Consider the following 26,481-nt stretch of genomic DNA (forward strand, 5'->3'; position numbering starts at 1 on the left):
ACGTCGTCGGCCCATCAAGGGAGATGTCTCGACGCGTGGTGCGGCGTCGCTTCGGAGAACGTTCTGCGGGGCGTTTACGCTGTGGTGGATCGGCTTGAGCTTGTGGCTGCCGTCACGCCCGTCTTGCTCTCACCCTCGACATCATCGTCGAGAGAGTCGGAGTCGGACTCGATGTCTTCGGAGTCTACCTCAGCATTTGGCGCGGTCCATTCACGCCCCGTCACGTACGGGCTCGGCTCGTCGCCGGTGTGCCGGCGACGCTGCACGAGGATCAGCACGATGCCGAGCACGACGGCAGCGAGCGACGCCCAGACGTTGACCCGGATGCCGAAGAACATCTCGCTCGGGTCGAGGCGGATCGACTCGAAGAACGCGCGACCCGCGCCGTACCAGATGAGGTACACGCCGAAGGCCTTGCCCCAGCGCATGTTGAACCGGCGCTCGAGCATGACGATGGCGATCGCGCCCAGCAGGTTCCAGACGAGCTCGTAGAGGAACGTCGGGTGGAAGAGCGTGCCCTCGGCGAGGCCGGCCGGGAAGGCCAGGTTGTCGGCGGAGATCTCGAGGCCCCAGGGCAGGTCGGTGGGCGAGCCGAAGAGCTCGTGGTTGAACCAGTTGCCGAGTCGGCCGATGGCCTGCGCGACGAGCAGGCCGGGCGCGAGCGCGTCGGCGAACGACCAGAAGCGGATGCCGGTGAACCGGCAGCCGATGATCGCACCGATGGCACCGCCGATGAGGGCGCCGTAGATCGCGTTGCCACCCTCCCAGATGTTCCAGATGGCCCCGGGCGCGAAGGGATTCCAGATGTTCGCCCCGGCATAGAAGTAGTCGTCGGGGTGCGTGAGCACGTGGTAGAACCGGGCGCCGATGATGCCGAGCGGCACCGCCCACAGGGCGATGTCGAGCACGATGCCGGGTTCGGCGCCGCGCTTGGTGAGGCGGCGCGAGGTGATGATGACCGCGAGGATGATTCCGACGAGGATGCAGAGCGCGTAGGTGTTGATGACGAGGACGCCCCACGGGACGGGGATCTCGAATGCGCGCCACGCGGGGTCTGGGCTCGGGATGCTGAACGGTGCGATCACGCCGGCTGTTGCCTTTCCTCAGTTGCGTCGGCCGCTGACGGCCTCAATGAGCGTACTTCACTCCGCGCGCGTGCCGCGCGCGAGTTCTGCGGCGAGCTCGCCGACGGCGGCCACTCCGCCGGTGGCCAGTGCGTTCACGAGGGCCGAACCGACGATCGCGCCCTCGGCGTACTCGAGCACCTCGGCCACCTGGGCGGCCGTCGAGATGCCGACGCCGACGCAGCTCGCGGGAGCGTCTGCCGCGGTCAGTCGCTCGACGAGGGTGCGAGCAGCACGGTCGACGTCGCTGCGGGCGCCCGTGATGCCCATGGTCGACACTGCGTAGACGAAGCCGCGGCTCGAGTCGACGGCCTGACGGATGCGGGCGTCGCTCGAGGTCGGCGCAGCGAGGAACACACGGTCGAGACCGGTGCGCTCGGATGCCGCGATCCACTCCGCCGCCTCATCGGGGATGAGGTCGGGCGTGATGAGCCCGGCTCCCCCGGCCGCCGCGAGGTCGTCGGCGAAACGGTCGACCCCGTACTGCACGACGGGGTTCCAGTAGGTCATGATCAGCACCGGGGCATCCACCCGCTCGGTGATGCGGCGCACGGCCTCGAAGCCGTCGGCGAGACGGAAGCCGTTCGCGAGGGCCTGCTGCGTGGCGGCCTGGATGACCGGGCCGTCCATGACGGGGTCGGAGTACGGCAGGCCGAGCTCGATGATGTCGACGCCGTTCTCGACGATCGACACCGCCGCTTCGACGCTCTCGTCGAACGTCGGGAAGCCGACGGGCAAGTACCCGATGAGGGCGCCGCCCGCAACGTCGTTCCGACGGCGGATGACGGGACCGACCGTGTTCATTCGGCGTTCTCCTGGTCGTAGAGCTCGAAGTAGCGTGCGGCCGTGTCCATGTCTTTATCGCCGCGACCCGACAGGTTCACGAGGATCGTGGCCTCAGGACCGAGTTCGCGGCCGAGCTCGAGGGCGCCCGCGAGGGCATGGGCCGACTCGATCGCCGGAATGATGCCCTCGGTGCGCGTCAGGAGGCGCAGCGCCTGCATGGCGGCGTCGTCGGTCACAGGGCGGTACTCCGCCCGGCCGATCGCCGACAGCCACGAGTGCTCGGGTCCGACACCCGGGTAGTCGAGACCGGCCGAGATCGAGTGCGACTCGATGGTCTGGCCGTCCTCGTCTTGCAGCATGTAGCTGCGCGCGCCGTGGAGCACGCCGGGGCGTCCCTTCGTGATGGTCGCCGCGTGTCGCTCGGTTTCGACGCCGTCGCCGCCGGCCTCGAAGCCGTACAGCGCCACGTCGGCGTCGTCGAGGAAGGCGTGGAAGATGCCGATCGAATTCGATCCGCCGCCGACGCACGCCGCGACCGCCGTCGGCAGGCCGCCCGTGAGGTCGATGACCTGCTGGCGCGCCTCTTCGCCGATGATCTTCTGGAAGTCGCGCACCATTTCAGGGAACGGGTGCGGACCCGCGACCGTGCCGAAGATGTAGTTGGTCGTCTCGACATTGGTCACCCAGTCGCGCATCGCGTCGTTGATCGCGTCCTTGAGCGTGCGCGATCCTGAGGCGACTGCGATGACCTCCGCGCCGAGCAGGCGCATGCGGGCGACGTTGAGTGCCTGGCGCTCGGTGTCGACCTCGCCCATGTAGATGACACAGTCGAGTCCGAAGAGCGCCGCCGCGGTCGCCGTCGCGACGCCGTGCTGGCCTGCGCCGGTCTCGGCGATCACGCGGGTCTTGCCGATGCGCTTGGTGAGCAGCGCCTGGCCGAGCACGTTGTTGATCTTGTGCGAACCCGTGTGGTTCAGGTCTTCGCGTTTCAGGATGACCCGGGCACCGCCGGCGTGCGCGGCGAATCGCGGCACCTCGGTGATGATCGACGGGCGGCCGGTGTAGCTACGGCCGAGCTCGGCGAGCTCGGCGCCGAACGCCGGATCGAGCTTGGCAAGGTCGTAGGCCTCGCCGAGCTCGTCGAGGGCGGCGACGAGGGACTCAGGCACGAAGCGCCCGCCGAAGTCGCCGAAGTAGGGACCGGTCTGCGCTCTGAGCGCCATGTCACACCGCCAGGAAAGCTGAGAGGTTGGCAATCGGGTCGCCGCCCGTGACGAGCGCCTCGCCGACGAGGACGACGTCGGCGCCCGATGAGCGGTAGTGGGCGACATCCGCTGCCGAGAGCACCGCGGACTCCGCGACGCGGATCGCGCCCTCGGGGAATCGCGGAGCCAGCCGGCCGAAGAGGTCGCGGTCGAGCTCGAACGTCGAGAGGTCGCGGGCGTTCACGCCGATGAGGCGGGCGCCGAGCGCCGCCGCCCGCTCGAGCTCATCGGCCGAGTGCGTCTCGATGAGCGGCGTCATGCCGAGCTCGATGATGAGGTCGTGGAGTTCGCGCAACGTCGTGTCGTCGAGCGCGGCCACGATCAGCAGCACGAGGTCGGCGCCCGCCGCACGGGCCTCGAACACCTGGTACGGCGTCGCGATGAAGTCCTTGCGCAGCACGGGCAGCGAGACGGCGGCGCGCACGGTCTCGAGGTCGGCGAGCGAGCCGCCGAACTTGCGACCCTCGGTGAGCACGCTGATGGCGCTCGCACCGCCGAGCTCGTACTGACGAGCGAGGGCGGCCGGGTCGGTGATCGAGGCGAGCGAACCCCGCGAGGGGCTCGAACGCTTGATCTCGGCGATGACCTTGACGTGTGCGGCCGGGCGCAGCGCCTCGAGCGCATCGAGCGCGGCCGGCCGGGCGAGTGCAGCTGCCTCGACCTCGGCGAGCGGAGCGCTCTCGCGGCGCGCCAGAGCGTCGGCGACAGCGTTCGCCGTCAGCTCGGCGAGCACTAGTGCGCCTTTTCGGCGACCTTCGAGCCGCCGACACCGTAGCCGGCGCGCGCGAGCACCCAGCCGACGATCGCGCCGACGACGAGGAGACCTGCCGACGCCCAGACGAGCCACTGCGCGTCGAAGAAGAAGGCGACCGTGCCGATCGTGAATGCGATGAGCATGATCGTGACGGCGGTCCATGCCGCGGGCGAGTGTCCGTGGCCGGGATCTGCGGTCTCAATGCTCATGATGCTCCTTCGTGCTGGGGTTTTCGTCGGCCAGTCTAGCGGTTCGCGCCACTGGGGCTCTCGTCGCCGCTCTGGTCGGCGTCATCGTCCGACGCGGTCGCGTCGTCGCCCGCCGGGCCGGCGGGGATGTCTTGGGTGCGGGCGTCGGCCGGTTCTCGGGCGGCTTCGCCATCGTCGTCGGTCGGGTCGTCGCCTCGGCTGAGACCGTCCCAGTCGTCGATCGCGCGATCTGAGGCCGGGCGCCCGACGGCTCCGGCCGCTGCGTCCTCCGCAGCCATGCGGGAATCGCTGTACCGCCGCGTGGAGGCCGGCCAGCGGCCGCCGGTCACGAGCACCGCGAGCCCGGCGAGCACGAGCAGCACGCCGCCGACGATCGCGAGCACCGGCCAGAGCGTCGCGGTGACGGATGCCACGAGCTCGGCGGTCGGCTCGGCACCGGCGACGCCCGTGGCATCCGTCACGGCAGGCGACACTGAGGCGACCGGGTCGGCGAGCGTCAGGCTCGCGGCGAGCAGCACGCAGCCGCCGAGGAGGACCTCGAGCACGCCGAGCACGAAGCGGATGCCGGGGCCGGCGATCCCGAGCGCCGCCACGAGTGCGAGACCGGCGAGGCCAAGCGCCGCGAGCGCCGGGGAGGCGATGCTGCCGGCGACCGCGATCGGATCCCCGACACCGCCGGTGGTGCTCGCCTCGATGACGAGGTCGAACCAGGTCTGGCTCCACGAGAGCAGCACGAGCCCGGCGCCCACCACCGTGGCGAGGATCGCGGGCATCTTCATGCGGGCCGGGTTCACGACTCCACCCGCCGCATCGCGTTGGCCACGGCGACGGCCCGCAGCGGCGCCGCGGCCTTGTTGCGGGACTCCTGGAACTCCGACTCGGGGTCGGAGTCGGCGACGAGGCCGCCGCCGGCCTGGACCCGTGCCACGCCGCCCGAGATCGTCGCGGTGCGGATCGCGATCGCGAGGTCGGCGTCGCCGCCGAACCCGAAGTAGCCGACCACGCCGCCGTAGAGGCCGCGCTGCGCCGGTTCGAGCTCGTCGATGATCTCGAGGGCACGGGGCTTCGGCGCCCCCGACAGCGTGCCGGCGGGGAACGTGGCACGGAAGACGTCGATCGCGTTGGCGTCGGCGACGAGATCGCCCTCGACCGAGGAGACGAGGTGCATGATGTGGCTGAACCGCTCGACCCGCATGAACTCGGTCACCTCGACCGTGCCGGCCGTGCAGACCTTCGCGAGGTCGTTGCGCGCGAGGTCGACGAGCATGAGGTGCTCCGCCTGCTCCTTCGGGTCGGCGATGAGCTCGGCTTCGAGATCGGCGTCGGCCTCGGGCGTGGCGCCGCGCGGCTTCGACCCCGCGATCGGATGCGTGAAGACGCGCCCCTGCTGCACCTTCACGAGCGCCTCGGGCGAGGAGCCGACGATCCAGTAGGGCTCCCCCGCCGTGTCCTCGAGGTGGAGGAGGTACATGTACGGGCTCGGGTTGAGGCTGCGGAGTACCCGGTACACGTCGATCGGGTGCGCGGTCGCCTCCTGTTCGAAGCGCTGCGAGATGACGACCTGGAAGATGTCGCCGTCGCGGATGTACTCCTTGGAGCGATCGACCGCCGCGAGGAAGTCGGCCTTGTCGGTGCGGTGCACGGGGTCGGCCGCACGCGCCAGGTCGATCTCGGCGAGCCACGCCTCGGTCGGCTGGGCGAGGCCCTGCTGCATGCGGTCGAGACGCGCCTGCGCGCCCTGCCAGAGCTGCTCGGGCGCTTCGCCCCGGTCGTTGAGCACCGACGCGATGAGCTGCACGGTGCCCGTGCGGTGGTCGACGACGACGAGTTCGGAGACGAAGGCGAATGCCTGGCCCGGCATCGGGAACTCCGACGGCGGCCGATTCGGCAGGTGCTCGATCTGACGGATCGCCTCCCAGCCGATGAAGCCGACGAGTCCGCCGGTCAGGGGCGGTGCACCCGGCACGTCCTCAGTGCGCCAGCGCTCGAAGAGCGCCTCCAGCGCGGCCAGCGGCGCGAGCACCGCTGCATCGCCGAGCGCCCGTTCGGCGCTCAGCCCGTAGTCCTGCCACTCGACCCGGTCGGATGCCTCGGTGAGCACGCCGTACGAGGAGACGCCGACGAAGGAGTAGCGCGACCAGATGCCGCCCTGTTCGGCGGACTCCAGCAGGAACGTGCCCGGCCGGCCGCCGGCGAGCTTGCGGTAGATGCCCACGGGAGTCTCGCCGTCGGCGAAGAGCTCGCGCACGACGGGCACGACCCGGCGCCCCGAGAGCAGGGCGGTGAACTCCTCGAAGGTGGTCGTGGCGTCGGCCAACGTGTGCTCCTCGTCGTCAGTCGGCGGGCGGGAATCCGGCGGTCACGGCGATCGGGTCGCCGTCGAAGCAGGTGCGGGTGCCGGTGTGACAGGCCGCACCGATCTGCTCGACGCGCACGAGCAGTGTGTCGGCGTCGCAGTCGAGCGCCGCCGAGCGAACGTACTGCGCGTGGCCCGACGTGTCGCCCTTGCGCCAGTACTCCTGCCGCGATCGCGACCAGAACGTGACGCGGCCCTCGGTCAGCGTGCGGCGCAGCGCCTCGCGATCCATCCAGCCGAGCATGAGCATCTCGCCCGTGTCCCACTGCTGGATCACGGCGGGCAGCAGCCCGTCGGCGTTGAAGAGAGCGCGTTCGAGCGCCTCGTCGACCGTCGACTCCGCGGTCATCGCACGATCCTCCCGTCGGCCGCCAGCGCGGCCTTCACCTCGCCGATGGTCAGCTCGCCGTTGTGGAACACGGAGGCCGCGAGCACCGCGTCGGCACCCGCCGCGATCGCCGGTGGGAAGTCGGCCACCTTCCCGGCACCGCCGGAGGCGATGACGGGAACGGTCGACAGCTCGTGCATGAGAGCCGTGAGCTCGAGATCGAAGCCCGCCTTCGTGCCGTCGGCGTCGATCGAGTTGACGAGCAGCTCGCCCGCGCCGAGCTCGATGCCCTGGCGCGCCCACTCGAGCGCATCGAGGTCGGTCTCGGTGCGGCCGCCGTGGGTCGTCACCACGAAGCCCGACGGAGTGCGATCGGAGCGCTTGACGTCGAGCGAGAGCACGAGCACCTGCGCGCCGAAGCGGTCGGCGATCTCGCCGATGAGCGCGGGGCGAGCGATCGCGGCGCTGTTGACGCCGACCTTGTCGGCGCCGTGGCCCTGCAGGCGAGCGACGTCGTCGGTCGAGCGGATGCCGCCGCCCACCGTGAGCGGGATGAACACCTGTTCAGCGACTCGCTGCACCATGTCGTACGTCGTCGAGCGGTCGTCGACCGTCGCGGTGACGTCGAGGAAGGTGAGCTCGTCGGCGCCCTGCTCGGCATACCTGGCCGCGAGCTCGACGGGGTCGCCGGCATCACGCAGGTTCTGGAAGTTGACGCCCTTCACCACGCGGCCTGCTGCCACGTCGAGACACGGGATCACACGGACTGCGAGAGACATGCGAGCCTCACAACCGGGCCGCGTGGATGGCGCCGACGAGGATCGCCCGGGCGCCGAGTTCGTACAGTTCGTCCATGACGTGGTTCATGTCGGTGCGCGGGATCATGACCCGCACCGCGACCCACTCGGGGTCGTGCAACGGCGACACGGTGGGCGACTCGAACCCGGGCGCCGCGGCGGTGGCGCGTTCGAGGTGCTCGAGCGGCACGTCGTAGTCGAGCAGCACGTACTGGCGGGCGACGAGCACGCCCTGCAGGCGCCGGAGCAGCGTCGCGGCGCCGGGCTTGTCGACACCGGAACCGATGAGCACGGCCTCGGAGTCGAGGATGACGGGGCCGAAGATCTCGAGCCCGGCCTGGCGGAGCGTCGAGCCCGTCGAGACGACGTCGGCGACGGCGTCGGCGACGCCGAGTCGCACGGCCGACTCGACCGCGCCGTCGAGCTTGACGAGCTTCGCGGGAGTGACACCGTGGCCGGCGAGGAATCCGCCGACGAGACCCGGGTAGCTGGTAGCAACCCGCACGCCGTCGAGGTCGGCGAGCTCGGTGAACGCGCCCGCCGGCCCGGCGAAGCGGAAGGTCGAGTCGCCGAATCCGAGGGGCGCGATCTCGGAGGCATCCGAGCCGGAATCGAGCAGGAGGTCGCGACCCGTGATGCCGACGTCGAGCGCGCCGGAGCCGACGTAGGTCGCGATGTCGCGCGGGCGGAGGTAGAAGAACTCGACCCCGTTGCGGGGATCGGCGGTGTGCAGGTCGCGAGGGTCGCGGCGACCGGTGTACCCGGCCTCCCACAGCATCTGCGCGGCGGTTTCAGCAAGCGAGCCCTTGTTGGGCACGGCGATTCGGAGCATTTCCTGACTTTCGTGTCGACGGTTCTGATCGGCCATGGGCGTGATCAGAGATGTCGGTACACGTCGGCGGGCGAGAGCCCCTTCGCCAGCATGAGCACCTGCAGGTGGTACAGCAGCTGCGAGATCTCTTCTGCGGTCTCGTCGTCGCTCTGGTACTCGGCTGCCATCCACACCTCGGCCGCCTCCTCGACGATCTTCTTGCCGATGGCGTGCACGCCGGCGTCGAGCTCCCGCACGGTGCCGGAGCCCTCGGGGCGGGTGGCGGCTCTGTCAGCGAGCTCGATGAACAGCTCGTCGAAGGTCTTCACCCGACAAGACTACCGGTGCCGGGCACCGGCCCATGCCGGTGCGCGGCCGCGCTGTCGCGGAGCGCCATGATGCGGTCGGCGGGCACGTCGGCTCCGAAGACCGCCGAACCCGCTACGAACGTGTCCGCGCCGGCCTCGGCGGCGATGCCGATCGTGTCGAGCGAGATGCCGCCGTCGACCTGGAGCCACACGTCGAGGCCGGTCTCGCGCACCACGCGGGAGAGGCGCTCGAGCTTCGGCATCGTCTCTGGCATGAACGACTGCCCGCCGAAGCCCGGTTCGACCGTCATGACGAGCACCTGGTCGAACTCGGGCAGCAGCTCGAGGTAGGGCTCGACGTCGGTGCCGGGCTTCAGCGCGATGCCGGCGCGCGCACCGATCTCGCGGAGCCGGCGTGCGAGTGCCACCGGGGCGTCGGTGGCCTCCGCGTGGAAGGTGACCGAGAACGCGCCGAGCTCGGCGTACCCCGGAGCCCAGCGGTCGACGTCGGAGATCATGAGGTGCACGTCGAGCGGAATCGGGCTGACCTCCTGCAGGCGCCCCACCATCTGCGGGCCGAACGTCAGGTTCGGCACGAAGTGGTTGTCCATGACGTCGACGTGCACGAGGTCGGCACTCGCGATGCGCCCGAGCTCGTGCTCGAGGTTCGCGAAGTCGGCAGCGAGGATGCTCGGGTTGATCCGCGTCGTCATGCAGCCACCCTATCGAGCGGCGTCGGCGACGCCGGCGCGCTTCCGGACCAGGGCGACGAACATCGCGTCGGTGCCGTGGCGGTGCGGCCAGAGCTGCACGGTCTCCGGCGCGCCCGCGAGACCGAGCGGATGCCGGGACACCCCCTCGATCACGGCACGCGTGTCGAGCTGTTCGGCCGCATCGCCGGCGCGGCGGAGCGCCGCGGCAAGGGTGCCGTGCGTCTCCGCGGTGTGCGGCGAGCACGTGACGTAGGCGAGGATCCCGCCGGGGGCGAGTGCGGCGAATGCGCTGTCGAACAGCTGCCCCTGGAGCTTCGTGAGCTCGGCGACATCCGACGGGGCCTTGCGCCACCGCGCCTCGGGCCGACGACGGAGCGCGCCGAGTCCGGTGCAGGGGGCGTCGAGCAGGATGCGGTCGAAGCCGCCCGGTGCGCCGAGCGCCTCGAGGTCGAGCTGGCGGCCGTCGCCGACGTGCACCGCGACGTCGAGCGGCACACCGGTGATCGCGTTGCGCACGAGGTCGGCGCGGGCGGGCACGGTCTCGTTCGCGGCGAGCTCGGCGCCGGCTGCGAGCGCCTCGGCGGCGAGCACCGCCGTCTTGCCACCCGGACCGGCGCAGAGGTCGAGCCAGCGCTCCCCCGCACGAACCGCCTCGGCACGGCTGAGCGCGAGCGCGGCGAGCTGCGAGCCCTCGTCCTGCACCCGGATGCGTCCGCCCGACCGCTCGGCCGCCGCGATCGGGTCGGCCGCGACGGCGCCGATCGGCGAGAACCGGTCGGGCTCGAACCCCTCGATGTCGGCGGTGTCGGCGCCGAGCCCCGGCAGCACCGCGAGGTTCACGCGCGGCGAGGCGTTGTCGGCGTCGAGCAACTGCTCGAGTTCTTCGGCACGGCCCTCGTGTTCGAGCGCGGTGCGGAGCGCCCGCACGATCCATTCGGGATGGCTCGTGACGGCCGCGAGCCTCGCGTCTTCGCCGCGCGCGCCGTCGGCGACGCGCTCGCGCCACTCCTCGGCCGACGTGCGGGAGATCGTGCGGAGCACGGCGTTCGCGAACCCCGCCGCCTTCGGGGCGACGCGTCGGGCGAGCTCGACCTGCTCGTTGACCGCGGCGTGCGTGGCGACCCGGGTGGCCAGCAGCTGGTGCGCACCGAGCCGGAGCACGTCGAGCACAGCCGGATCGATCGCGGAGGCCGGTCGGTTCGCGGCGAGCTCGATGACCCGGTCGTAGAAGCCCTGCATGCGCAGGGTGCCGTAGGTCAGCTCCGTCGCGAAGGCGGCGTCGGCCCGGTCGAGGCCGACCCGACGGATGCGCGTGGGCAGCAGGAGGTTCGCATAGGCCTCGTCGGCCCGAACGGCCTCGAGCACCTCGACGGCGACGATACGGGCCGGAGCGATGCGGGCGTGGGCGGTGCGGGCGGGGGCTCCGCCGCTGCTCCGACGCTGGCCGCCGCCGCCGTTGCTCCCGCTTCCCCCGGCGCTTCCATCGCGACGGCCGTTCATCGTGCCACCGCCGTGGTGCGGCCGGAGCCGCGCCACCAGTCACCCGCGTCCATCGCGGGTTTCCCGGCCGGTTGCACCCTGCGAAGTTCGAGCGGCGTCGTGCCGGTGCCCACGAGCACCCGGCGCGCCGACAGCACGAGCTCGCCCGGCGTGAGCGCGGGAGCGTCGTCGCCGCCCGACGGCGCGACGAGTTCGAGTACCTTGACCCGCTGCTCGTCGATCGTGGTCCAGGCGCCGGGTTCCGGGGTCACGCCGCGGAAGCGGCTCCGCACCTCGCTCGCCGGCTGCGACCAGTCGAGGCGAGCATCGTCGATCGAGAGCTTCGGGGCCAGGCTCGGCTCGCCCTGCTGCGGCACCGCACGCGCGGTGCCGCCGGCGATGCCGTCGACGACTTCGGCGAGCAGCTCGGCGCCCGAGGCCGCGAGCTCGTCGAGGAGCTCACCGGCCGTCTCCTCGCCCCGCAACGGATGGCGCAGCTCGGCGAACACGTCCCCGGCGTCGAGCTCGGGCACGAGCTGGAACACCGATGCACCGGCGACCGCGTCGCCCGCGATGAGCGAGTGCTGCACCGGTGCCGCCCCGCGCCAGGCCGGCAGCAGCGAGAAGTGCAGGTTGACCCAGCCGTGCACCGGTGTCGACAGGAGCGGTTCGCGCACGAGGCCGCCGTAGGCGACGATGACACCGAGATCGGGGGCCAGCGCCGCGATCTGCTCCGTCGCGTCGGCATCGAGGCGATTCGCCTCGATGAGGGGCACGCCGAGCCGGGTCGCGGCCTGGGCGACGGGTGACGGCGTCAGCACGCGCTTGCGACCGAGCGGAGCCGGCTGCCGGGTCACGACGCCGACGAGGTCATGGCCGCTCGCCGCGAGACGTTCGAGCGACGGGATGGCGACGGCAGGAGTGCCGGCGAAGACGATGCGGAGCTTCTGCACACTCCATTGTCGCCGACGAGGCGCCGACTACGGGACCTCGGGGTCGTCGAAGCGCACGCGAAGCACCGACGGCCGCTTCGGCGCCCGGCCTGCGACCGGCCGCCGCCGCTCCGTCGCGACCTTGATCATCTCGGCGCGGAGCACCCTCGCGACGGCGGCGCCGGCAGCGTAATCGAACCGCACGATGCCGCGCTCGAGACCGTCATCGGCCGGCACGGGACCGAGCGCATCGACGCCCGGAGCCGCCACCCGGGCAGCGGTCAGTGCATGGGCGACGAGGGCCGGGGCCGCGGTCACGCTCGCCACACGGACAGCCGGCGGGAAGCGCAGCGCCCGGCGGCTCGCGAACTCGCCGCTCGCCCACTCGGGGAGCCGCCATGATGTCAGCGCCTGCGCGAGTGCGCCGGCGACGCCGACGAGGTAGATCGGCGACCCGGGCGTCGCGAGGGCCGCAGCGTTCGCCCACCAGCGCAGGCAGTCTTCGGCGACGCGAAGTGACTCGCGCAGCAGCATCCGCTCACCGTCGAGCAGGAGCACGGCACGATAGCCGCCGTCCGCGATCGGCTCCGCACCGCGGGTCGCGACCACGAGCACGGGTTCGGCACCCACCCGGAGCACCGGTCGTTCACCGTCGGAGAGGATGATGCGCGCCGTCGGGAACGCCCGACCGAGTTCTTCGGCGGTGCGACTCGCCCCCACCGTCGCGGCGCGCAGCTTCGTGCCCTCGCAGACCGGGCAGCGCCAGGTGCTGCCACTCGTGCCGCAGAGCACGCAGCGGGGGTCGCCGCCGCTTCGCGGTACGACCAGGCCGCCGCCGCACGCCGTGCAGCGCGCGGGTTCGCGGCAGCGGTCGCACGTAAGCATCGGCGCATGGCCGGGGCGCGAGACCTGCACGAGCACCGGCCCCTCGCGGATCGCCTCCTGCGCGGCCCGCCACGCGCTCGACGGGATGCGGGCAGAACCCGGCTCGGGCGACGCCTGCTGCTCGGTCGGGACGACGCGGGGCCGCACGTGTTTGACCGCCGGCACCTCGCGCAGCCAGCCGATCTCGACGAGTCGTTCGACCTCGACGCTGCGGCTGTGGCCGAGGAAGACGAGCGCCGCGCCCGACTGCTCCTGCCGGATGAGGGCGGCGTCACGCGGATGCACCCCGGGGGCGAGTTGCTCGCTCTGCAGCGCATCGCCGTCGTCCCACATCGCGATGAGCCCGAGCCGTGCAGCCGGAGCGTAGACCGTCGAGCGGTTGCCGATGACGACCCGGGCGTCGGACCCGGTCGCCTCGAGGAACGCGCGGAACCGTTCGCCGCCCGTCTGGCGCGCATCGGTGCGGAGCACCCGGCGCGGGTCGACGCGATCGGCGAGCGCCGCCTGAAGCTGCTCCTGATCGCGGTAGTCGGGCACGATGATGAGGCTCGAGCGGTCGGCCGCGAGCGTGTGCGCCGCGGCCGCCGCGAGGGTCGCCGCCCATGCGCCCACCCACTCCCCCGAGTCGAGTCGCACCGGGCGGGGGTCGGCGGCCAGCGCCATCCGCTCGCCGGCGTCGATGCCCGTCTCGATGCGACCCCGCTCGTAGCCGGGGATCGGCGCGGCGGGACCGGGCAGCTCGCCCGGGTCGGCCTCGGCGCCGCGCCACGCGCGCTCGGCTCGCACGTATCGGCTCGGGATGGCGACCCGCAGGATGTCTCCGGCGTTGCCGGCCGCACGATCGGCAGCGGCGCGGGCGAGCGCCCACACCTCGGGCATGAGCAGCGGCACCTCGGAGACGACGTCCTCGAGCTCGCTCAGTCGACCCTCGAACTCGCTCGAGGACGCGACCTCGACGAGCCAGCCGTTGGCGATGCGACCACCCGATCGCAGCGGCACGCGCACTCGGACCCCGGCGACCGCGGCCTCGCGGAGCCGCTCGGGCACCGCATAGTCGAAGAGCTGGTCGAGTTGCGGCAGGGGCGAATCGACGAGCACTCGGGCGACGGAGCCGCCGGCCACGTCAGAGTCCGGCAGCGGAGCGGAGGTCGTCGACGCGGTCGAGGCGCTCCCACGTGAAGTCGGGCAGCTCGCGGCCGAAGTGGCCGTAGCTCGCGGTCTGGGCGTAGATCGGCCGCAGCAGGTCGAGGTCACGGATGATCGCCGCCGGGCGCAGGTCGAACACCTCGCGGATCGCGGCGGTGATCTGCTCGTCGGCGAGCTTGCCGGTGCCGAAGGTCTCGACGTAGAGCCCGACCGGAGCCGCCTTGCCGATGGCGTACGCCACCTGCAGCTCGAGGCGGTCGGCGAGACCAGCGGCGACGGCGTTCTTGGCAACCCAGCGCATCGCGTAGGCCGCTGAGCGGTCGACCTTCGACGGGTCCTTTCCACTGAAGGCGCCGCCACCGTGCCGGCTCGCACCGCCGTACGTGTCGATGATGATCTTGCGACCTGTGAGACCGGCGTCGCCCTGCGGGCCGCCGATCTCGAAGCGGCCGGTGGGGTTGATCAGCACCTCGAGTTCGGGCCGTGCGAGCTCGACCATGTCGAGTACGGGCCGGATGACGAGTTCTTCGACCTCGGCGCGGAGCTGTGCGGTCGACACCGCACGAGCGTGCTGCGTCGACAGCACGACGGTCTCGACGGTCTTCGGCACCTGGCCGTCGTAGCCGATCGTGACCTGGGTCTTGCCGTCGGGGCGGAGGTAGTCGAGTTCGCCGTTCTTGCGCACGGCTGCGAGCCGCTCGGCGAGACGGTGCGCGAGCCAGATCGGCACGGGCATGAGCTCGGGCGTCTCTCGCGTGGCGTAGCCGAACATGATGCCCTGGTCGCCGGCGCCCTGCATGTCGAGCGCGTCGTCGCTCGAGCGCTCGCGCGCCTCGAACGCGTGGTCGACGCCCTGGGCGATGTCGGGCGACTGGCCGCCGATCGACACCGAGACGCCGCACGAGCGGCCGTCGAACCACGCATCGGAGGAGTCGTAGCCGATGGAGGTGACGCGCTCGCGCACGATCGCCGGGATCTCGACGTAGCCGCTCGTCGTGACCTCGCCGGCGACGTGCACGAGCCCGGTCGTCACGAGCGTCTCGACGGCGACGCGGCTGTTGGGGTCTTCACGCAGCAACGCGTCGAGGATCGAGTCCGAGATCTGGTCGCAGAGCTTGTCGGGGTGTCCCTCGGTGACGGACTCGGACGTGAAGCGGCGGAGTGCGCTCATGCGGATTCTGGTTCCTTCGTGCTCTGCGCGGCATGCGCCGCAGTCGTCACTTGCGAGACAACCACGTCGAGGATGTCATGCGCCACCGACAGCTTGGTTCCATGTGCTCGTGTGACGACGACGCCATCGCGGCCGATGACGAGGATGCGGTTCTCATCGCTCGCGAAGCCCTCGTTCCAGCCGACTCGGTTGACGACGAGCAGGTCGGCGCCCTTCGCCTCGCGCTTGGCCCGGCCGAGCGCGAGCAGGCGCTCGTCGTCGGCCTCGGTCTCGGCCGCGAAGCCGACGAGGATCGTGCCCGAGTGCGGCGCATGGCCGAGGCCCGCGAGGATGTCGGGGTTGCGGACGAGTTCGAGGGTCAGGCCGTCGTCGCTCTGATCCTTCTTGATCTTCGCCTCGCTCACGGCCGCCGGTCGGTAGTCGGCGACGGCCGCGGCCATCACGACGACGTCGGCGCCCGCAGCAGCCTCGGTGACGGCGGCCTGCAGTTCGAGCGCGGTCGAGACGCGGCGGATGTCGCAGCCCTCGGGGTCGGCGACCTCGAGGTTCGCCGCGACGAGAGTGACGCGGGCGCCGCGGGCGCGCGCGGCCTCGGCGATCGCGATGCCCTGCTTGCCGCTCGAACGGTTGCCGAGGAAGCGCACGGGGTCGAGCGGTTCGCGGGTGCCGCCTGCGCTCACGACGACGTGCCGGCCTTCGAGATCGCGAGGGGCGACGGATGACACGGGCGAGACGCGCTCGCCCATGACGCGTTCGAGCGCCGCACGCACGATCTCGTCGGGCTCCTCCATGCGGCCCGGGCCGCTGTCGGCGCCCGTGAGCTGGCCGACGGCCGGACCGACGATCGTCACGCCGCGCGAACGCAGCGTCTCGACGTTCGCCCGGGTCGCAGGGTGCCGCCACATCTCGGTGTGCATGGCCGGCGCGATGACGACGGGCGCTTCGCTCGCGAGCACGGTGTTGCCGAGCAGGTCGTCGGCGAGCCCTGCGGCGAGCTTCGCGATCGAGTTCGCCGTGGCGGGGGCGATGACGATGAGGTCGGCCGCCTGCCCGATTGCGACGTGCCGCACCTCGGCGACCCCCTCGTACAACTCGGTGTGCACCGGGTTGCGGGAGATCGCCTCGAGCGTCGGCCGACCGACGAATCGCAGGGCGCCCTCGGTCGGCACGACGTGCACGTCGTGCCCTGCGAGCACGAGCGCCCGCACGACGCCGACGGCCTTGTACGCGGCGATGCCGCCGGTGATGCCGACGACGATGTTGAGCCGAGTCATCCGGCCCTCCGGATCACTCGGCGATCGGGCGGAGCCGGAGCTTGTCTTCGTTGATCTCGTGCAGTGCCACAGAGAGCGGCTTGTCGTCGATCGACGAGTCGACGAGCGGGCCGACGTTGTCGAAGAGGCTGCCTTCGTGCAGGTCCGCGTAGTAGTCGTTGATCTGCCGCGCGCGCTTGGACGCGAAGATGACGAGCTGGTACTTCGAGTCGACCTTCGAGAGCAGGTCGTCGATGGGCGGATCGATGATGCCGGACAGCTTCTCAGCCATGGAATGACTCCTTGATCGTGGGGTGCGCACCCGCAGTGCGCGGAAAGTCGTGGCGAGGGCAGCTCAACGCCGACCCTTGCGAGATCTCATCAAGTCTACGACCTCCTGCGCCGCTTCGGCGACGTCGTGGTTGACGACCTGGTGATCGAACTCGTCGACAGCAGCCAATTCCACCTTCGCCGTCTCGAGCCTGCGCTGCTGTTCGGCGGGGCTCTCGGTGCCCCGGCCGACGAGTCGGCGCACGAGTTCGTCCCAGCTGGGCGGCAGGAGGAAGACGAGCGTCGCCTCAGGCGCGGCGCGGCGGACCGACCGTGCGCCCTGGATGTCGATCTCGAGCAGCACGCTGTTGCCGGCGGCGATGGCCTCCTCGACCGCCTTGCGGGGGGTGCCGTAGCGCGAGGCGTTGTGCACGGTCGCCCACTCGAGGAGCTCCCCCGCCTCGACCATGCGGTCGAACTCGGCGTCGTCGACGAAGAAGTAGCTCTCCCCCTCGACCTCGCCGGGTCGCGGCGCGCGGGTCGTCGCCGAGACCGAGAGTCGCACATCGGGGTGGTTCCGACGGATGTACTCGGCGACGGTGCCCTTGCCGACCGCGGTGGGGCCGGCGAGCACGACGAGCCGGTCGCCCGTGCCGCCGTGCGCGGCGACCCAGTCGGCGAGGAACTCGCGGAGCCGGCGGCGCTGGAGACGGCCGAGGCCGCCGAGCCGCTTCGACGGCGAGATCTCGAGCTCCTCCATGATGCGGGCCGACTTCGTCTGCCCGATCGCGGGGATCGAGGTCAGGAACTCGGTGACGCGGAGACGTCCCTCGACGCCCTCAGGCGACTCGAACGCCTCGCGCAGCACGTCGAGCGGGCTGCGCGAGCCGGCCGCGATCGCCGACTTGACCGTCGCGCGGGCGCGGCGAGCCGCCACGGCCGCGCGGGAGGCGGCCACCCGGTCGACATCGGGCGGTGAGGGCCTGGTGGCCTCGGGAGCGGTCGTCGACTCAGACACTCGCCACCCCGACCTCGTCGACACGGCGGGTGATCGCCTCGGCGAGGCCGTCGGGCCCTGCACCGAGGATCGACCGCGACTCGCTCACGATGACGCCGCCGGCCAGCGACCCGAAGATCGCCTGGAGATCCCGGAGCTCGGCGCCCTGGTGCCCGAACCCCGGGGCCAGCACCGGCAGGCCGGGCTTGGGCGGGTCGGTGTCGAGGTCGATGCCCGAGCTGCGCAGGTCGACGGTCGCGCCGAGCACGACGCCGACCGAGCCGAGGGGCCGGTTCGCGACATCCGCTCGCCCGTGGTTCCAGGCGATGACGCCGTTCGTGACGGCCTGGGCGACCGTCGAGCCGGCTCGGCTCGACTGCTGCAGCACGGCGCGCTGGATGGCGGCGGCCTCGGGGTTCGAGGTCGCGGCCAGCACGAACGCACCCTTGCCCACTCGCTCGGCGGCCTCGAGCACACCGGCGATCGAGCCGAGGCCCTGGTACGCGCTGATCGTCATCGCGTCCGCCTCGAGCGTCGATCCCGGCGTCAGCCAGGCCTGGCCGTACGCCTCGACGCTCGTGCCGATGTCGCCGCGCTTCACGTCGGCGATCACGATCAGGCCGGCGTCGCGGGCCTCGGCCAGCACGCGTTCGAGCGCGGCGTAGCCGGCCGCACCGTGCCGCTCGAAGAACGCCACCTGCGGTTTGACGATGCCCACGCGCCCTGCAGCGGCGTCGACGGTGCGCAGACCGAACTCGCGCACACCATCGGCCGAGTCGGGAAGCCCCCACTGGTCGAGGAGCGTCACGTGCGGGTCGACGCCCACGCAGAGCCTGCCGTAGGCGGCGAAGACGGATTCGAGTCGATCGCCGAAGGGCGTGATGTCGGTCATGCGTTCGCCTCCCGGCGGAGTCCGTACTCCTGCAGGCTCGTGACCTCGAAGCCCTCGCGCTGCACGTCGAGCGACGCGACGGCCGCCGAGAGCTCGGCGATGGTCGTGAAGAGCGGGATGTCGGCGGCCACCGCGGCCGCGCGGATCTCGTAGCCGTCGGCACGCGACGAACGCCCGCTCGGGGTGTTCACGACGACGTCGACCTCACCGAGGTGGATGAGTTCGACCACGGATGACGCGTCGGGGCTCGTCTTCTCGCTGAACTTCAGCACCTCCTGGGCGCGGATGCCGTTGCGGCGCAGCACCTCGGCGGTGCCCTCGGTCGCGGCGATGTCGTAGCCGAGCTGCTGCAGGCGCAGCACCGGGAGGATGATCGCACGCTTGTCGCGGTCGGAGACCGAGACGAAGACCGTGCCCGAGGTGGGCATGCCGCCGTACGCGGCGAGCTGGCTCTTCGCGAATGCGGTCGGGAAGTCCTTGTCGATGCCCATGACCTCGCCGGTCGAGCGCATCTCGGGGCCGAGCACCGAGTCCACCATGATGCCCTCGCGGGTGCGGAAGCGGTGGAAGGGCAGCACGGCCTCCTTCACGGCGACGGGTGCGTCGAACGGCACCCGCGAACCGTCGGAGGCGGGCAGCATGCCCTCCTCGATGAGTTCGGCGACGGTCGAGCCGACCATGATGCGCGAGGCGGCCTTCGCGAGCGGAATGCCGAGCGCCTTCGACACGAAGGGCACGGTGCGGCTCGCTCGCGGGTTCGCCTCGAGCACGTAGAGCACGCCGGCGCCGATCGCGAACTGCACGTTCAGGAGGCCCCGAACGCCGATGCCCTCGGCGATGGCACGGGTGGCCTCGCGCACGCGGTCGACCTCGGCACGGCCGAGCGTCACGGGCGGCAGGGTGCAGCTCGAGTCGCCGGAGTGGATGCCGGCCTCCTCGATGTGCTCCATGACGCCGCCGATGTAGAGGTCGGTGCCGTCGTAGAGCGCGTCGACGTCGATCTCGATCGCGTCGTCGAGGAACCGGTCCACGAGCAGCGGGTGGCTCGGGCCGACGATGCCCTGGCCCTCGATGCGCTCGAAGTAGTCGGCGAGCGACGGCGAGTCGTAGACGATCTCCATGCCGCGGCCGCCGAGCACGTAGCTCGGGCGTACGAGCACGGGGTAGCCGATGCCCTCCGCGACGTGCACGGCGCCGGCGAGGTCGATCGCGGTGCCGTTCTTCGGGGCGAGGAGGCCGGCGGCGTCGAGGATGCCGGAGAAGAGCCCGCGCTCCTCTGCGAGGTCGATCGCCTCGGGGGTCGTGCCGAGGATCGGGATGCCGGCGGCCTCGAGGCCCTTGGCGAGCCCGAGCGCCGTCTGGCCGCCGAGCTGCACGACGACGCCGACGAGCTCGCCCGACTGCGACTCGGCGTGGATGACCTCGAGCACGTCTTCGAGGGTGAGCGGCTCGAAGTAGAGCCGGTCGCTCGTGTCGTAGTCGGTCGAGACCGTCTCGGGGTTGCAGTTGATCATGATCGTCTCGAACCCGGCCGCCGAGAGGGCGAACGAGGCGTGCACGCACGAGTAGTCGAACTCGACGCCCTGACCGATGCGGTTCGGGCCGGAGCCGAGGATGACGACCTTGCGGCGGTCGCTCGGCTCGACTTCGGTCTCCTGGTCGTAGCTCGAGTAGTGGTACGGCGTGAGCGCGGGGAACTCGCCCGCGCACGTGTCGACCGTCTTGTAGACCGGGCGGATGCCGAGGATGTGGCGCACCTCGCGGGCGTCGGCCTCGCCGAAGCCGCGGAGCTGGCCGATCTGGGCGTCGGAGAAGCCGTGGTCCTTCGCGAGCAGCAGGAGCTCGGTGTCGAGGTTCTCGGCGGTCGCGATGGTCGCTGCCACCTCGTTGATGAGCACGATCTGGTCGAGGAACCACGGGTCGATCTTCGTGGCCTCGAACAGCTGCTCGATCGTGGCGCCCTTGCGGAGCGCCTGCTGCACGACGACGATGCGGCCGTCGGTCGGCACGGATGCCACCTCGAGCAGCTCCTCGATCGAGCGGTCCTCTTCGCCCCAGTGGAACGACGAGCCGCGCTTCTCGAGCGAGCGGAGGGCCTTCTGCAGCGCGGTCGCGTAGTTGCGGCCGATCGCCATCGCCTCGCCGACCGACTTCATGGTCGTCGTGAGCGTGGGGTCGGCGGCCGGGAACTTCTCGAACGCGAACCTGGGCACCTTGACGACCACGTAGTCGAGCGTCGGCTCGAACGAGGCGGGGGTGACCCGGGTGATGTCGTTGGGGATCTCGTCGAGGCGGTAGCCGATGGCGAGCTTCGCGGCGATCTTGGCGATCGGGAAGCCCGTGGCCTTCGAGGCGAGCGCGCTCGAACGCGACACGCGCGGGTTCATCTCGATGACGATGACGCGGCCGTCGGCCGGGTCGATGGCGAACTGGATGTTGCAGCCGCCGGTGTCGACGCCGACGGCGCGGATGATGTCGATGCCGATGTCGCGGAGGTGCTGGTACTCGCGGTCGGTCAGCGTCAGCGCGGGCGCCACGGTGATCGAGTCGCCCGTGTGCACGCCGACGGGGTCGACGTTCTCGATCGAGCAGACGACGACCGTGTTGTCGGCGGTGTCGCGCATGAGCTCGAGCTCGTACTCCTTCCAGCCGAGGATCGACTCCTCGAGGAGCACCTCGGTGGTCGGCGAATCGTGCAGGCCCTGCGTGACGATGCGCACGAGGTCCTCCTCGGTGTACGCGAAGCCCGAGCCGAGGCCGCCCATCGTGAACGAGGGACGCACGACGAGGGGGTAGCCGAGGTCGAGGGCGAACTCCTTCGCCTGCTCGAGGGTCTTCGCGACGTGCGAGCGGGCGACACCGGCGCCGGCCTCGAGCACGAGGTCCTTGAAGAGCTGGCGGTCCTCGCCCTTGCGGATGGCCTCGACCTTCGCGCCGATGAGCTCGACGCCGTGCTTCTCGAGGATGCCGGCGTCGTGCAGCGCGATGGCGGCGTTCAGCGCGGTCTGCCCGCCGAGGGTCGGGAGCACCGCGTCGGGCCGCTCCTTGATGATGATCGACTCGATGATCTCGGGCGTGATCGGCTCGATGTACGTCGCATCGGCGAAGTCGGGGTCGGTCATGATCGTCGCGGGGTTCGGGTTCACGAGGATGACCCGCACGCCCTCCTCGCGGAGCACGCGGCACGCCTGGGTGCCCGAGTAGTCGAACTCGGCGGCCTGTCCGATGACGATCGGACCGGATCCGATGACGAGGACGCTGTTGATGTCGTCGCGCTTGGGCATTACTCGTTGCTTCCTTCGGTCGCGGTGCTCGTCGACGTCGTCGCGATCACCATGTCGCGGAATCGGTCGAAGAGGTAGTTCGCGTCGTGCGGGCCGGCCGCCGACTCGGGGTGGTACTGCACGCTGAACGCGCTGATGTCGAGGCAGTTGAGTCCCTCGACGACGTTGTCGTTGAGGCCGTAGTGACTCACCTCGACGCGGCCGAAGCCCTCGCTCGACTCGCTCACCCGGTCGATCGGCGCATCGACGGCGAAGCCGTGGTTGTGCGCCGTGATCTCGACCCGGCCGGTGGCCTTGTCGAACACGGGCTGGTTGATGCCGCGGTGGCCGAACGGCAGCTTGTAGGTACCGAAGCCGAGGGCGCGGCCGAGCAGCTGGTTGCCGAAGCAGATGCCGAAGTACGGCAGCCCGGCACGGAGGGTCGTGCGCAGCAGTTCGACATGGCGTTCGGATGCCGCGGGGTCGCCGGGCCCGTTGGAGAAGAACAAGGCGTCGGGCTTCAGTGCGAGCACCTCTTCGGCGGTGATCGTCTGCGGCACGACCTGCACGTCGAACCCGCGCTCGGCGAGGTACTTCAGGGTGGAGGTCTTCACTCCGAGATCGAGCACCGCGACGGAGCCGACTCGCTCGCCCTCGGCGGGCAGCGAGTAGGACTCGGTCGTCGAGACCGCCGCCGACAGGTTGGCCCCGGCCATCGCCGCGCCGCTCTGCACCAGGTCGAGCTGCTCGCCCGGTGTGAGGAGTGCGTCGTCGCCGGAGAAGATGCCGGCGCGCATGGCACCGGCGGAACGCAGGTGGCGCGTCAGCGCGCGGGTGTCGATGCCGCTGATGCCGACGACGCCCGATGAGGCGAGGTCGTCGTCGAGGCTCCGCTGCGAGCGGAAGTTCGACACGACCCGCGAGGGGTCGCGGACGATGAAGCCGGCGACCCAGATGCGGGCGGATTCCATGTCCTCGTCGTTCATGCCCGTGTTGCCGATGTGCGGCGCGGTCATCATGACGATCTGGCCCGCGTACGACGGGTCGGTCAGCGTCTCCTGGTAGCCGGTGATGCCGGTGGCGAAGACGGCTTCGCCGAGGGTGCGGCCGCGCGCACCGTAGGCGCGGCCCTCGTAGCGGCGTCCGTCTTCGAGGACGAGCACGGCGGATTCGCTCGTGCCGGCGGGGGTCTCAGTCATTCGAGGCCTCACTCTCCTGCTCTGGCCGCTGCGCGACTGACGCGGCGGCGATGTCGTTGACGGCCTGGATGATCCTGGCCGGGTCGCCCGGATACCGGGCGCGCACGTAACTGTCGACGCGAGGCTCGGCGTGCTCGGCCGCACCTCGCTCCTGGGCGATCCAGGTGAGGGCGATGAGGCCCTCGGGCTCGACGCCACGATCGATCGCGAAGCTCGCGAGCTGGGCGCCGACCAGACGGTCGGTCGGGATGAAGGTCGTCGACTCCCCCGCGATGCGGAGGATCACGCCTTCGGGAAGCACCTCGACGTGGGCGGAGCCGCGGAACGCGAGTCCCTGCACGGCGAGGCGTTCGAGGGGTTCGCCGATCGGGGTGGTCGCGACGTAGAGCACCTCGGCGTCGAGCACCGGTGCGCCGTGCACAGCGGGGACCGGGTAGGAGCCGAGCGTCTCGTCGCGCACGGTGCGCCGCTTCCAGGAGCGGAACATCAGCCAGCCGGCGACCGCGACGATCGCGACGGCGACGACGATGCCGATGAACTTATCCATGCGCGGCCCCCCAGACGGCGGCCGCGTTGCCTGCGACCTCGTCGTGCGGGCGCACGGCGCCGTCGAGGAAGGTCGGGTACCCGCCGTGGAAGGTCGCGACGACCCGGCCGGGCAGACGGCGGCCGAGGTACGGCGAGTTCGTGCTGCGGCCGGCGAGCCGGTCGAGGTCGAACTCGGATGCCGCGGCGGGGTCGTACAGCGTCAGCTCGGGCGCGGCTCCGACGGCGATCGCCTCGCCGTGGCCGTGCAGCCGGCCGATGCGGGCCGGTGCGGACGACATGACGCGCGCGACATCCGCCCAGCCCATGAGCCCCGTCTCGACGACGGCGGCATGCACGACCGCGAGCGCCGACTCGAGGCCGACCATGCCGTTGGCGGCCGCCTGCCACTCGCTCTCCTTCGCCTCGACCGGGTGCGGGGCGTGGTCGGTGGCGACGATGTCGATCGTGCCGTCGGCGAGGGCGGCGCGCAGCGCCTCCACGTCTTCGCTCCGGCGGAGCGGCGGGTTCACCTTGAACCGCGGGTCGTAGCCCGCGATGAGGTCTTCGGTGAGGAGCAGGTGGTGCGGGGTCACCTCGGCGGTGACGTCGATGCCGCGAGCCTTGGCCCAGCGGATCACCTCGACGGATCCGGCGGTGGAGACGTGGCACACGTGCAGGCGCGAGCCCACGTGCTCGGCCAGCAGCACGTCGCGCGCGATGATCGACTCCTCGGCGACGGCCGGCCACCCGGTCAGGCCGAGCTCGCCCGAGAGGGCGCCCTCGTTCATCTGCGCGCCCTCGGTGAGGCGCGGCTCCTGCGCGTGCTGGGCGATGACGCCGTCGAAGGCCTTGACGTACTCGAGCGCACGGCGCATGAGCAGCGGGTCGGAGACGCAGAACCCGTCGTCCGAGAAGACGCGCACGTTCGCCCGCGACCGGGCCATCGCGCCGAGCTCGGCGAGCTGCTCGCCCTTGAGGCCGACCGTCGCGGCGCCGATCGGCTGCACGGTGGCGTAGCCTGCGGCACGGCCGAGGCTCGCCTCCTGCTCGACGACGCCTGCGGTGTCGGCGACCGGGAAGGTGTTGGCCATCGCGAACACCGCGGTGAAGCCGCCGGCGGCGGCGGCCTGCGTGCCGGTGAGCACGGTCTCGCTCTGCTCGTAGCCCGGTTCGCGGAGGTGCGTGTGCAGGTCGACGAGACCCGGCAGGGCGATGAGCCCGTCGGCGTCGATCGTCGTGGCGCCCGCGGCATCCGCGATGCTGCCGACTCCGGCGATGACGCCGCCGTCGAGCAGGATGTCGGCCCGCTCGCCGCCCGGGAGGGTGGCACCGGTGATCAGGAAACGCTCGTTCATCAGGCGTCACCCCGTTCACCGGACAGCAAGAGGTAGAGGGCGGCCATTCTCACAGAAACTCCGTTCGCAACCTGCTCGCGCACGGTCGACTGCTGGGAGTCGGCTGCGCGGGCGGCGATCTCAAGCCCGCGGTTCATCGGGCCGGGGTGCATCACCATCGTACTGGGGGGCAGTGCGTCGAACCTGGCATCGTCGAGGCCCCAGGTGCGCGCGTATTCGCGGCTGTTCGGGAAGAACGCCGCGTGCATGCGCTCCGCCTGGATGCGCAGCATCATGACGACGTCGGGGGTGCCGCGCAGGGCGGCATCGAGGTCGTAGCCGACGCTCGCGGGCCACGAGCTGGTGTCGACCGGCACCAGCGTCGGCGGGGCGACGAGTTCGACCTCGGCGCCGAGCGTCGCGAGCAGCCACACGTTCGACCGGGCGACCCTGGAGTGCAGCACGTCGCCGACGATCAGCACGCGGACGCCGTCGAGCGCCCGCCCGCGGGATGCCGCGCCGTGCAGGCGCCGGCGCATCGTGAACGCGTCGAGCAGCGCCTGCGTGGGGTGCTCGTGGGTGCCGTCGCCGGCGTTGACGACGCCGGCGTCGATCCATCCGCTCGTGGCGAGCGTGTACGGCGCGCCCGAGGCGTGGTGGCGGATGACGACGCCGTCGGCACCCATCGCCTGCAGGGTCTGCGCCGTGTCCTTCAGGCTCTCGCCCTTCGAGACGCTCGACCCCTTGGCGCTGAAGTTGATGACGTCGGCCGAGAGTCGCTTCGCGGCGGCCTCGAACGAGATGCGGGTGCGCGTCGAGTCCTCGAAGAAGAGGTTCACGACGGTCTTGCCGCGCAGCGTCGGCAGCTTCTTGACCTCGCGCTCCTGCACGGCGGCCATGTCCTCCGCGATGTCGAGGAGCTCGATCGCCTGCTCCCGGCTGAGCTCGCGGGTGCTGAGCAGATGGCGCATCACGCCTCGCCCCCTTCGGTCGCGGCCGCGTCGGCGGGAGCAGCGTCATCGATCGTGACGGCGTCCTCGCCGTCGACCTCGCTGAGGCACACGTTGATGCGCTCCCGGGTCGAGCTCGGCAGGTTCTTGCCGACGAAATCGGCGCGGATCGGGAACTCCCGGTGACCGCGGTCGACGAGCACCGCGAGGCGCACCGCGCGGGCCCGGCCGAGGTCGCTGAGCGCGTCGAACGCGGCGCGGATGGTGCGACCCGAGTAGAGCACGTCGTCGACGAGCACGACGGTCTTGCCGTCGATGCCGCCCGGCGGCAGCTCCGTCGGCTGCGGCGTGCGCGTGCGAGTGCGAGTGAGGTCGTCGCGGTACATCGTGACGTCGAGCGCGCCGGCCTGCGGCGGTGCGGCGTCGGGTTCGATGCGGGCGATCGTCTCGGCGATGCGACGGGCGAGGATCACGCCCCTGGTCGGGATGCCGAGGATGACGAGATCGGAGCTGCCGCGATTGGACTCGAGGATCTCGTGCGAGATGCGGGTCAGCGCCCGCGAGATGTCAGCTTGACTGAGCACGGCACGTGCCATCAAACGACTCCCTTCTCCGCCTCACAGGACGGCCTTAAAGGTTGTCAACTCCGCCAATCCTATCGTGTCCCGCGAGTGGGGGGCTGCCGCGGGCGTTCGCGTCGCCGCGATCAGATGACGCGAACGACCCCCTGC

The 26,481-nt window shown here is 71.2% G+C and carries 26 protein-coding genes; all 26 read right to left on the reverse strand.

All coding sequences use genetic code 11. From position 1 onward, the window contains the following. Positions 1-74: 74 nt before the first annotated feature. Entirely contained in the window at positions 75-1,085 is a 1,011-nt protein-coding gene (lgt, locus tag ASE14_RS03380; RefSeq protein ID WP_369816442.1) for a prolipoprotein diacylglyceryl transferase, read from the reverse strand. A 57-nt stretch (positions 1,086-1,142) separates the two neighbouring features. Beyond that, on the reverse strand, positions 1,143-1,928 hold the full coding sequence (trpA, locus tag ASE14_RS03385; RefSeq protein ID WP_056650662.1) for a tryptophan synthase subunit alpha: 786 nt from the start codon (positions 1,926-1,928) through the stop codon (positions 1,143-1,145). Beyond that, positions 1,925-3,133, reverse strand: a complete 1,209-nt coding sequence (gene trpB, locus ASE14_RS03390; RefSeq protein WP_056650665.1) for a tryptophan synthase subunit beta — start codon at positions 3,131-3,133, stop codon at positions 1,925-1,927. Before trpB ends, trpA begins: the two co-directional genes overlap by 4 nt. 1 nt (position 3,134) lies before the next feature. Continuing rightward, positions 3,135-3,908 (reverse strand): indole-3-glycerol phosphate synthase TrpC, encoded by a 774-nt coding sequence (trpC, locus tag ASE14_RS03395; protein ID WP_056650668.1) that lies wholly within the window; start codon positions 3,906-3,908, stop codon positions 3,135-3,137. Then, on the reverse strand, positions 3,908-4,138 hold the full coding sequence (locus tag ASE14_RS03400; protein ID WP_056650672.1) for a DUF6704 family protein: 231 nt from the start codon (positions 4,136-4,138) through the stop codon (positions 3,908-3,910). The genes trpC and ASE14_RS03400 overlap by 1 nt, the downstream gene beginning before the upstream one ends. 35 nt (positions 4,139-4,173) lie before the next feature. Beyond that, positions 4,174-4,932 (reverse strand): Trp biosynthesis-associated membrane protein, encoded by a 759-nt coding sequence (locus ASE14_RS03405; RefSeq protein WP_056650675.1) that lies wholly within the window; start codon positions 4,930-4,932, stop codon positions 4,174-4,176. Then, on the reverse strand, positions 4,929-6,455 hold the full coding sequence (locus ASE14_RS03410; RefSeq protein WP_056650678.1) for an anthranilate synthase component I: 1,527 nt from the start codon (positions 6,453-6,455) through the stop codon (positions 4,929-4,931). The genes ASE14_RS03405 and ASE14_RS03410 overlap by 4 nt, the downstream gene beginning before the upstream one ends. Before the next feature lie 16 nt (positions 6,456-6,471). Beyond that, positions 6,472-6,843, reverse strand: a complete 372-nt coding sequence (gene hisI / locus ASE14_RS03415) for a phosphoribosyl-AMP cyclohydrolase (RefSeq protein ID WP_056650682.1) — start codon at positions 6,841-6,843, stop codon at positions 6,472-6,474. After that, positions 6,840-7,601 (reverse strand): imidazole glycerol phosphate synthase subunit HisF, encoded by a 762-nt coding sequence (hisF, locus tag ASE14_RS03420; RefSeq protein ID WP_056650686.1) that lies wholly within the window; start codon positions 7,599-7,601, stop codon positions 6,840-6,842. The genes hisI and hisF overlap by 4 nt, the downstream gene beginning before the upstream one ends. A gap of 7 nt (positions 7,602-7,608) precedes the next feature. After that, on the reverse strand, positions 7,609-8,451 hold the full coding sequence (gene hisG, locus ASE14_RS03425; RefSeq protein ID WP_056650688.1) for an ATP phosphoribosyltransferase: 843 nt from the start codon (positions 8,449-8,451) through the stop codon (positions 7,609-7,611). Between the two features lie 44 nt (positions 8,452-8,495). Beyond that, positions 8,496-8,759 (reverse strand): phosphoribosyl-ATP diphosphatase, encoded by a 264-nt coding sequence (locus tag ASE14_RS03430; RefSeq protein WP_056650691.1) that lies wholly within the window; start codon positions 8,757-8,759, stop codon positions 8,496-8,498. After that, complete coding sequence (gene rpe / locus ASE14_RS03435; protein ID WP_056650693.1) at positions 8,756-9,451, reverse strand: ribulose-phosphate 3-epimerase; 696 nt, start codon at positions 9,449-9,451, stop codon at positions 8,756-8,758. Before rpe ends, ASE14_RS03430 begins: the two co-directional genes overlap by 4 nt. A gap of 9 nt (positions 9,452-9,460) precedes the next feature. Further along, a complete protein-coding gene (locus ASE14_RS03440; RefSeq protein WP_082600158.1) occupies positions 9,461-10,951 on the reverse strand; it encodes an RsmB/NOP family class I SAM-dependent RNA methyltransferase in 1,491 nt (496 codons plus the stop codon). Further along, entirely contained in the window at positions 10,948-11,883 is a 936-nt protein-coding gene (gene fmt / locus ASE14_RS03445; RefSeq protein ID WP_056650695.1) for a methionyl-tRNA formyltransferase, read from the reverse strand. Before fmt ends, ASE14_RS03440 begins: the two co-directional genes overlap by 4 nt. A gap of 27 nt (positions 11,884-11,910) precedes the next feature. Continuing rightward, the gene (locus ASE14_RS03450; protein WP_056650698.1) at positions 11,911-13,869 is read right to left on the reverse strand and encodes a hypothetical protein; all 1,959 of its coding nucleotides are present in this window, start codon (positions 13,867-13,869) and stop codon (positions 11,911-11,913) included. A gap of 1 nt (position 13,870) precedes the next feature. Next, entirely contained in the window at positions 13,871-15,064 is a 1,194-nt protein-coding gene (metK, locus tag ASE14_RS03455) for a methionine adenosyltransferase (protein ID WP_056650701.1), read from the reverse strand. Then, positions 15,061-16,338 (reverse strand): bifunctional phosphopantothenoylcysteine decarboxylase/phosphopantothenate--cysteine ligase CoaBC, encoded by a 1,278-nt coding sequence (gene coaBC / locus ASE14_RS03460; RefSeq protein WP_056650704.1) that lies wholly within the window; start codon positions 16,336-16,338, stop codon positions 15,061-15,063. The genes metK and coaBC overlap by 4 nt, the downstream gene beginning before the upstream one ends. A 13-nt stretch (positions 16,339-16,351) precedes the next feature. Further along, entirely contained in the window at positions 16,352-16,609 is a 258-nt protein-coding gene (gene rpoZ / locus ASE14_RS03465) for a DNA-directed RNA polymerase subunit omega (RefSeq protein WP_022891987.1), read from the reverse strand. A 63-nt stretch (positions 16,610-16,672) separates the two neighbouring features. After that, on the reverse strand, positions 16,673-17,605 hold the full coding sequence (gmk, locus tag ASE14_RS03470; RefSeq protein ID WP_056650707.1) for a guanylate kinase: 933 nt from the start codon (positions 17,603-17,605) through the stop codon (positions 16,673-16,675). After that, a complete protein-coding gene (gene pyrF / locus ASE14_RS03475; RefSeq protein ID WP_056650710.1) occupies positions 17,598-18,476 on the reverse strand; it encodes an orotidine-5'-phosphate decarboxylase in 879 nt (292 codons plus the stop codon). The genes gmk and pyrF overlap by 8 nt, the downstream gene beginning before the upstream one ends. Further along, complete coding sequence (gene carB, locus ASE14_RS03480; RefSeq protein ID WP_056650713.1) at positions 18,473-21,760, reverse strand: carbamoyl-phosphate synthase large subunit; 3,288 nt, start codon at positions 21,758-21,760, stop codon at positions 18,473-18,475. Before carB ends, pyrF begins: the two co-directional genes overlap by 4 nt. Beyond that, the gene (gene carA, locus ASE14_RS03485) at positions 21,760-22,938 is read right to left on the reverse strand and encodes a glutamine-hydrolyzing carbamoyl-phosphate synthase small subunit (protein WP_200953253.1); all 1,179 of its coding nucleotides are present in this window, start codon (positions 22,936-22,938) and stop codon (positions 21,760-21,762) included. Before carA ends, carB begins: the two co-directional genes overlap by 1 nt. Further along, the gene (locus ASE14_RS03490) at positions 22,931-23,485 is read right to left on the reverse strand and encodes a hypothetical protein (protein ID WP_056650717.1); all 555 of its coding nucleotides are present in this window, start codon (positions 23,483-23,485) and stop codon (positions 22,931-22,933) included. The genes carA and ASE14_RS03490 overlap by 8 nt, the downstream gene beginning before the upstream one ends. Continuing rightward, positions 23,478-24,821, reverse strand: a complete 1,344-nt coding sequence (locus tag ASE14_RS03495; protein WP_056650720.1) for a dihydroorotase — start codon at positions 24,819-24,821, stop codon at positions 23,478-23,480. Before ASE14_RS03495 ends, ASE14_RS03490 begins: the two co-directional genes overlap by 8 nt. Further along, complete coding sequence (locus ASE14_RS03500) at positions 24,821-25,771, reverse strand: aspartate carbamoyltransferase catalytic subunit (protein ID WP_056650723.1); 951 nt, start codon at positions 25,769-25,771, stop codon at positions 24,821-24,823. Before ASE14_RS03500 ends, ASE14_RS03495 begins: the two co-directional genes overlap by 1 nt. Further along, complete coding sequence (pyrR, locus tag ASE14_RS03505; protein WP_056650728.1) at positions 25,771-26,349, reverse strand: bifunctional pyr operon transcriptional regulator/uracil phosphoribosyltransferase PyrR; 579 nt, start codon at positions 26,347-26,349, stop codon at positions 25,771-25,773. The genes ASE14_RS03500 and pyrR overlap by 1 nt, the downstream gene beginning before the upstream one ends. Positions 26,350-26,481 lie beyond the last annotated feature (132 nt).

It is taken from the genome of Agromyces sp. Root81, assembly GCF_001429165.1.
In the GTDB taxonomy this organism is placed as follows: Bacteria; Actinomycetota; Actinomycetes; order Actinomycetales; family Microbacteriaceae; genus Agromyces.

Bases quoted from the DNA above. Each gene is read 5' to 3' on its own strand.
- trpA (WP_056650662.1), bottom strand. From the start codon at position 1,928: ATGAACACGGTCGGTCCCGTCATCCGCCGTCGGAACGACGTTGCGGGC.
- trpB (WP_056650665.1), bottom strand. From the start codon at position 3,133: ATGGCGCTCAGAGCGCAGACCGGTCCCTACTTCGGCGACTTCGGCGGG.
- ASE14_RS03400 (WP_056650672.1), bottom strand. From the start codon at position 4,138: ATGAGCATTGAGACCGCAGATCCCGGCCACGGACACTCGCCCGCGGCA.
- hisI (WP_056650682.1), bottom strand. From the start codon at position 6,843: ATGACCGCGGAGTCGACGGTCGACGAGGCGCTCGAACGCGCTCTCTTC.
- hisF (WP_056650686.1), bottom strand. From the start codon at position 7,601: ATGTCTCTCGCAGTCCGTGTGATCCCGTGTCTCGACGTGGCAGCAGGC.
- hisG (WP_056650688.1), bottom strand. From the start codon at position 8,451: ATGCTCCGAATCGCCGTGCCCAACAAGGGCTCGCTTGCTGAAACCGCC.
- rpe (WP_056650693.1), bottom strand. From the start codon at position 9,451: ATGACGACGCGGATCAACCCGAGCATCCTCGCTGCCGACTTCGCGAAC.
- ASE14_RS03440 (WP_082600158.1), bottom strand. From the start codon at position 10,951: ATGAACGGCCGTCGCGATGGAAGCGCCGGGGGAAGCGGGAGCAACGGC.
- metK (WP_056650701.1), bottom strand. From the start codon at position 15,064: ATGAGCGCACTCCGCCGCTTCACGTCCGAGTCCGTCACCGAGGGACAC.
- coaBC (WP_056650704.1), bottom strand. From the start codon at position 16,338: ATGACTCGGCTCAACATCGTCGTCGGCATCACCGGCGGCATCGCCGCG.
- rpoZ (WP_022891987.1), bottom strand. From the start codon at position 16,609: ATGGCTGAGAAGCTGTCCGGCATCATCGATCCGCCCATCGACGACCTG.
- pyrF (WP_056650710.1), bottom strand. From the start codon at position 18,476: ATGACCGACATCACGCCCTTCGGCGATCGACTCGAATCCGTCTTCGCC.
- carB (WP_056650713.1), bottom strand. From the start codon at position 21,760: ATGCCCAAGCGCGACGACATCAACAGCGTCCTCGTCATCGGATCCGGT.
- carA (WP_200953253.1), bottom strand. From the start codon at position 22,938: ATGACTGAGACCCCCGCCGGCACGAGCGAATCCGCCGTGCTCGTCCTC.
- ASE14_RS03490 (WP_056650717.1), bottom strand. From the start codon at position 23,485: ATGGATAAGTTCATCGGCATCGTCGTCGCCGTCGCGATCGTCGCGGTC.
- ASE14_RS03495 (WP_056650720.1), bottom strand. From the start codon at position 24,821: ATGAACGAGCGTTTCCTGATCACCGGTGCCACCCTCCCGGGCGGCGAG.
- ASE14_RS03500 (WP_056650723.1), bottom strand. From the start codon at position 25,771: ATGCGCCATCTGCTCAGCACCCGCGAGCTCAGCCGGGAGCAGGCGATC.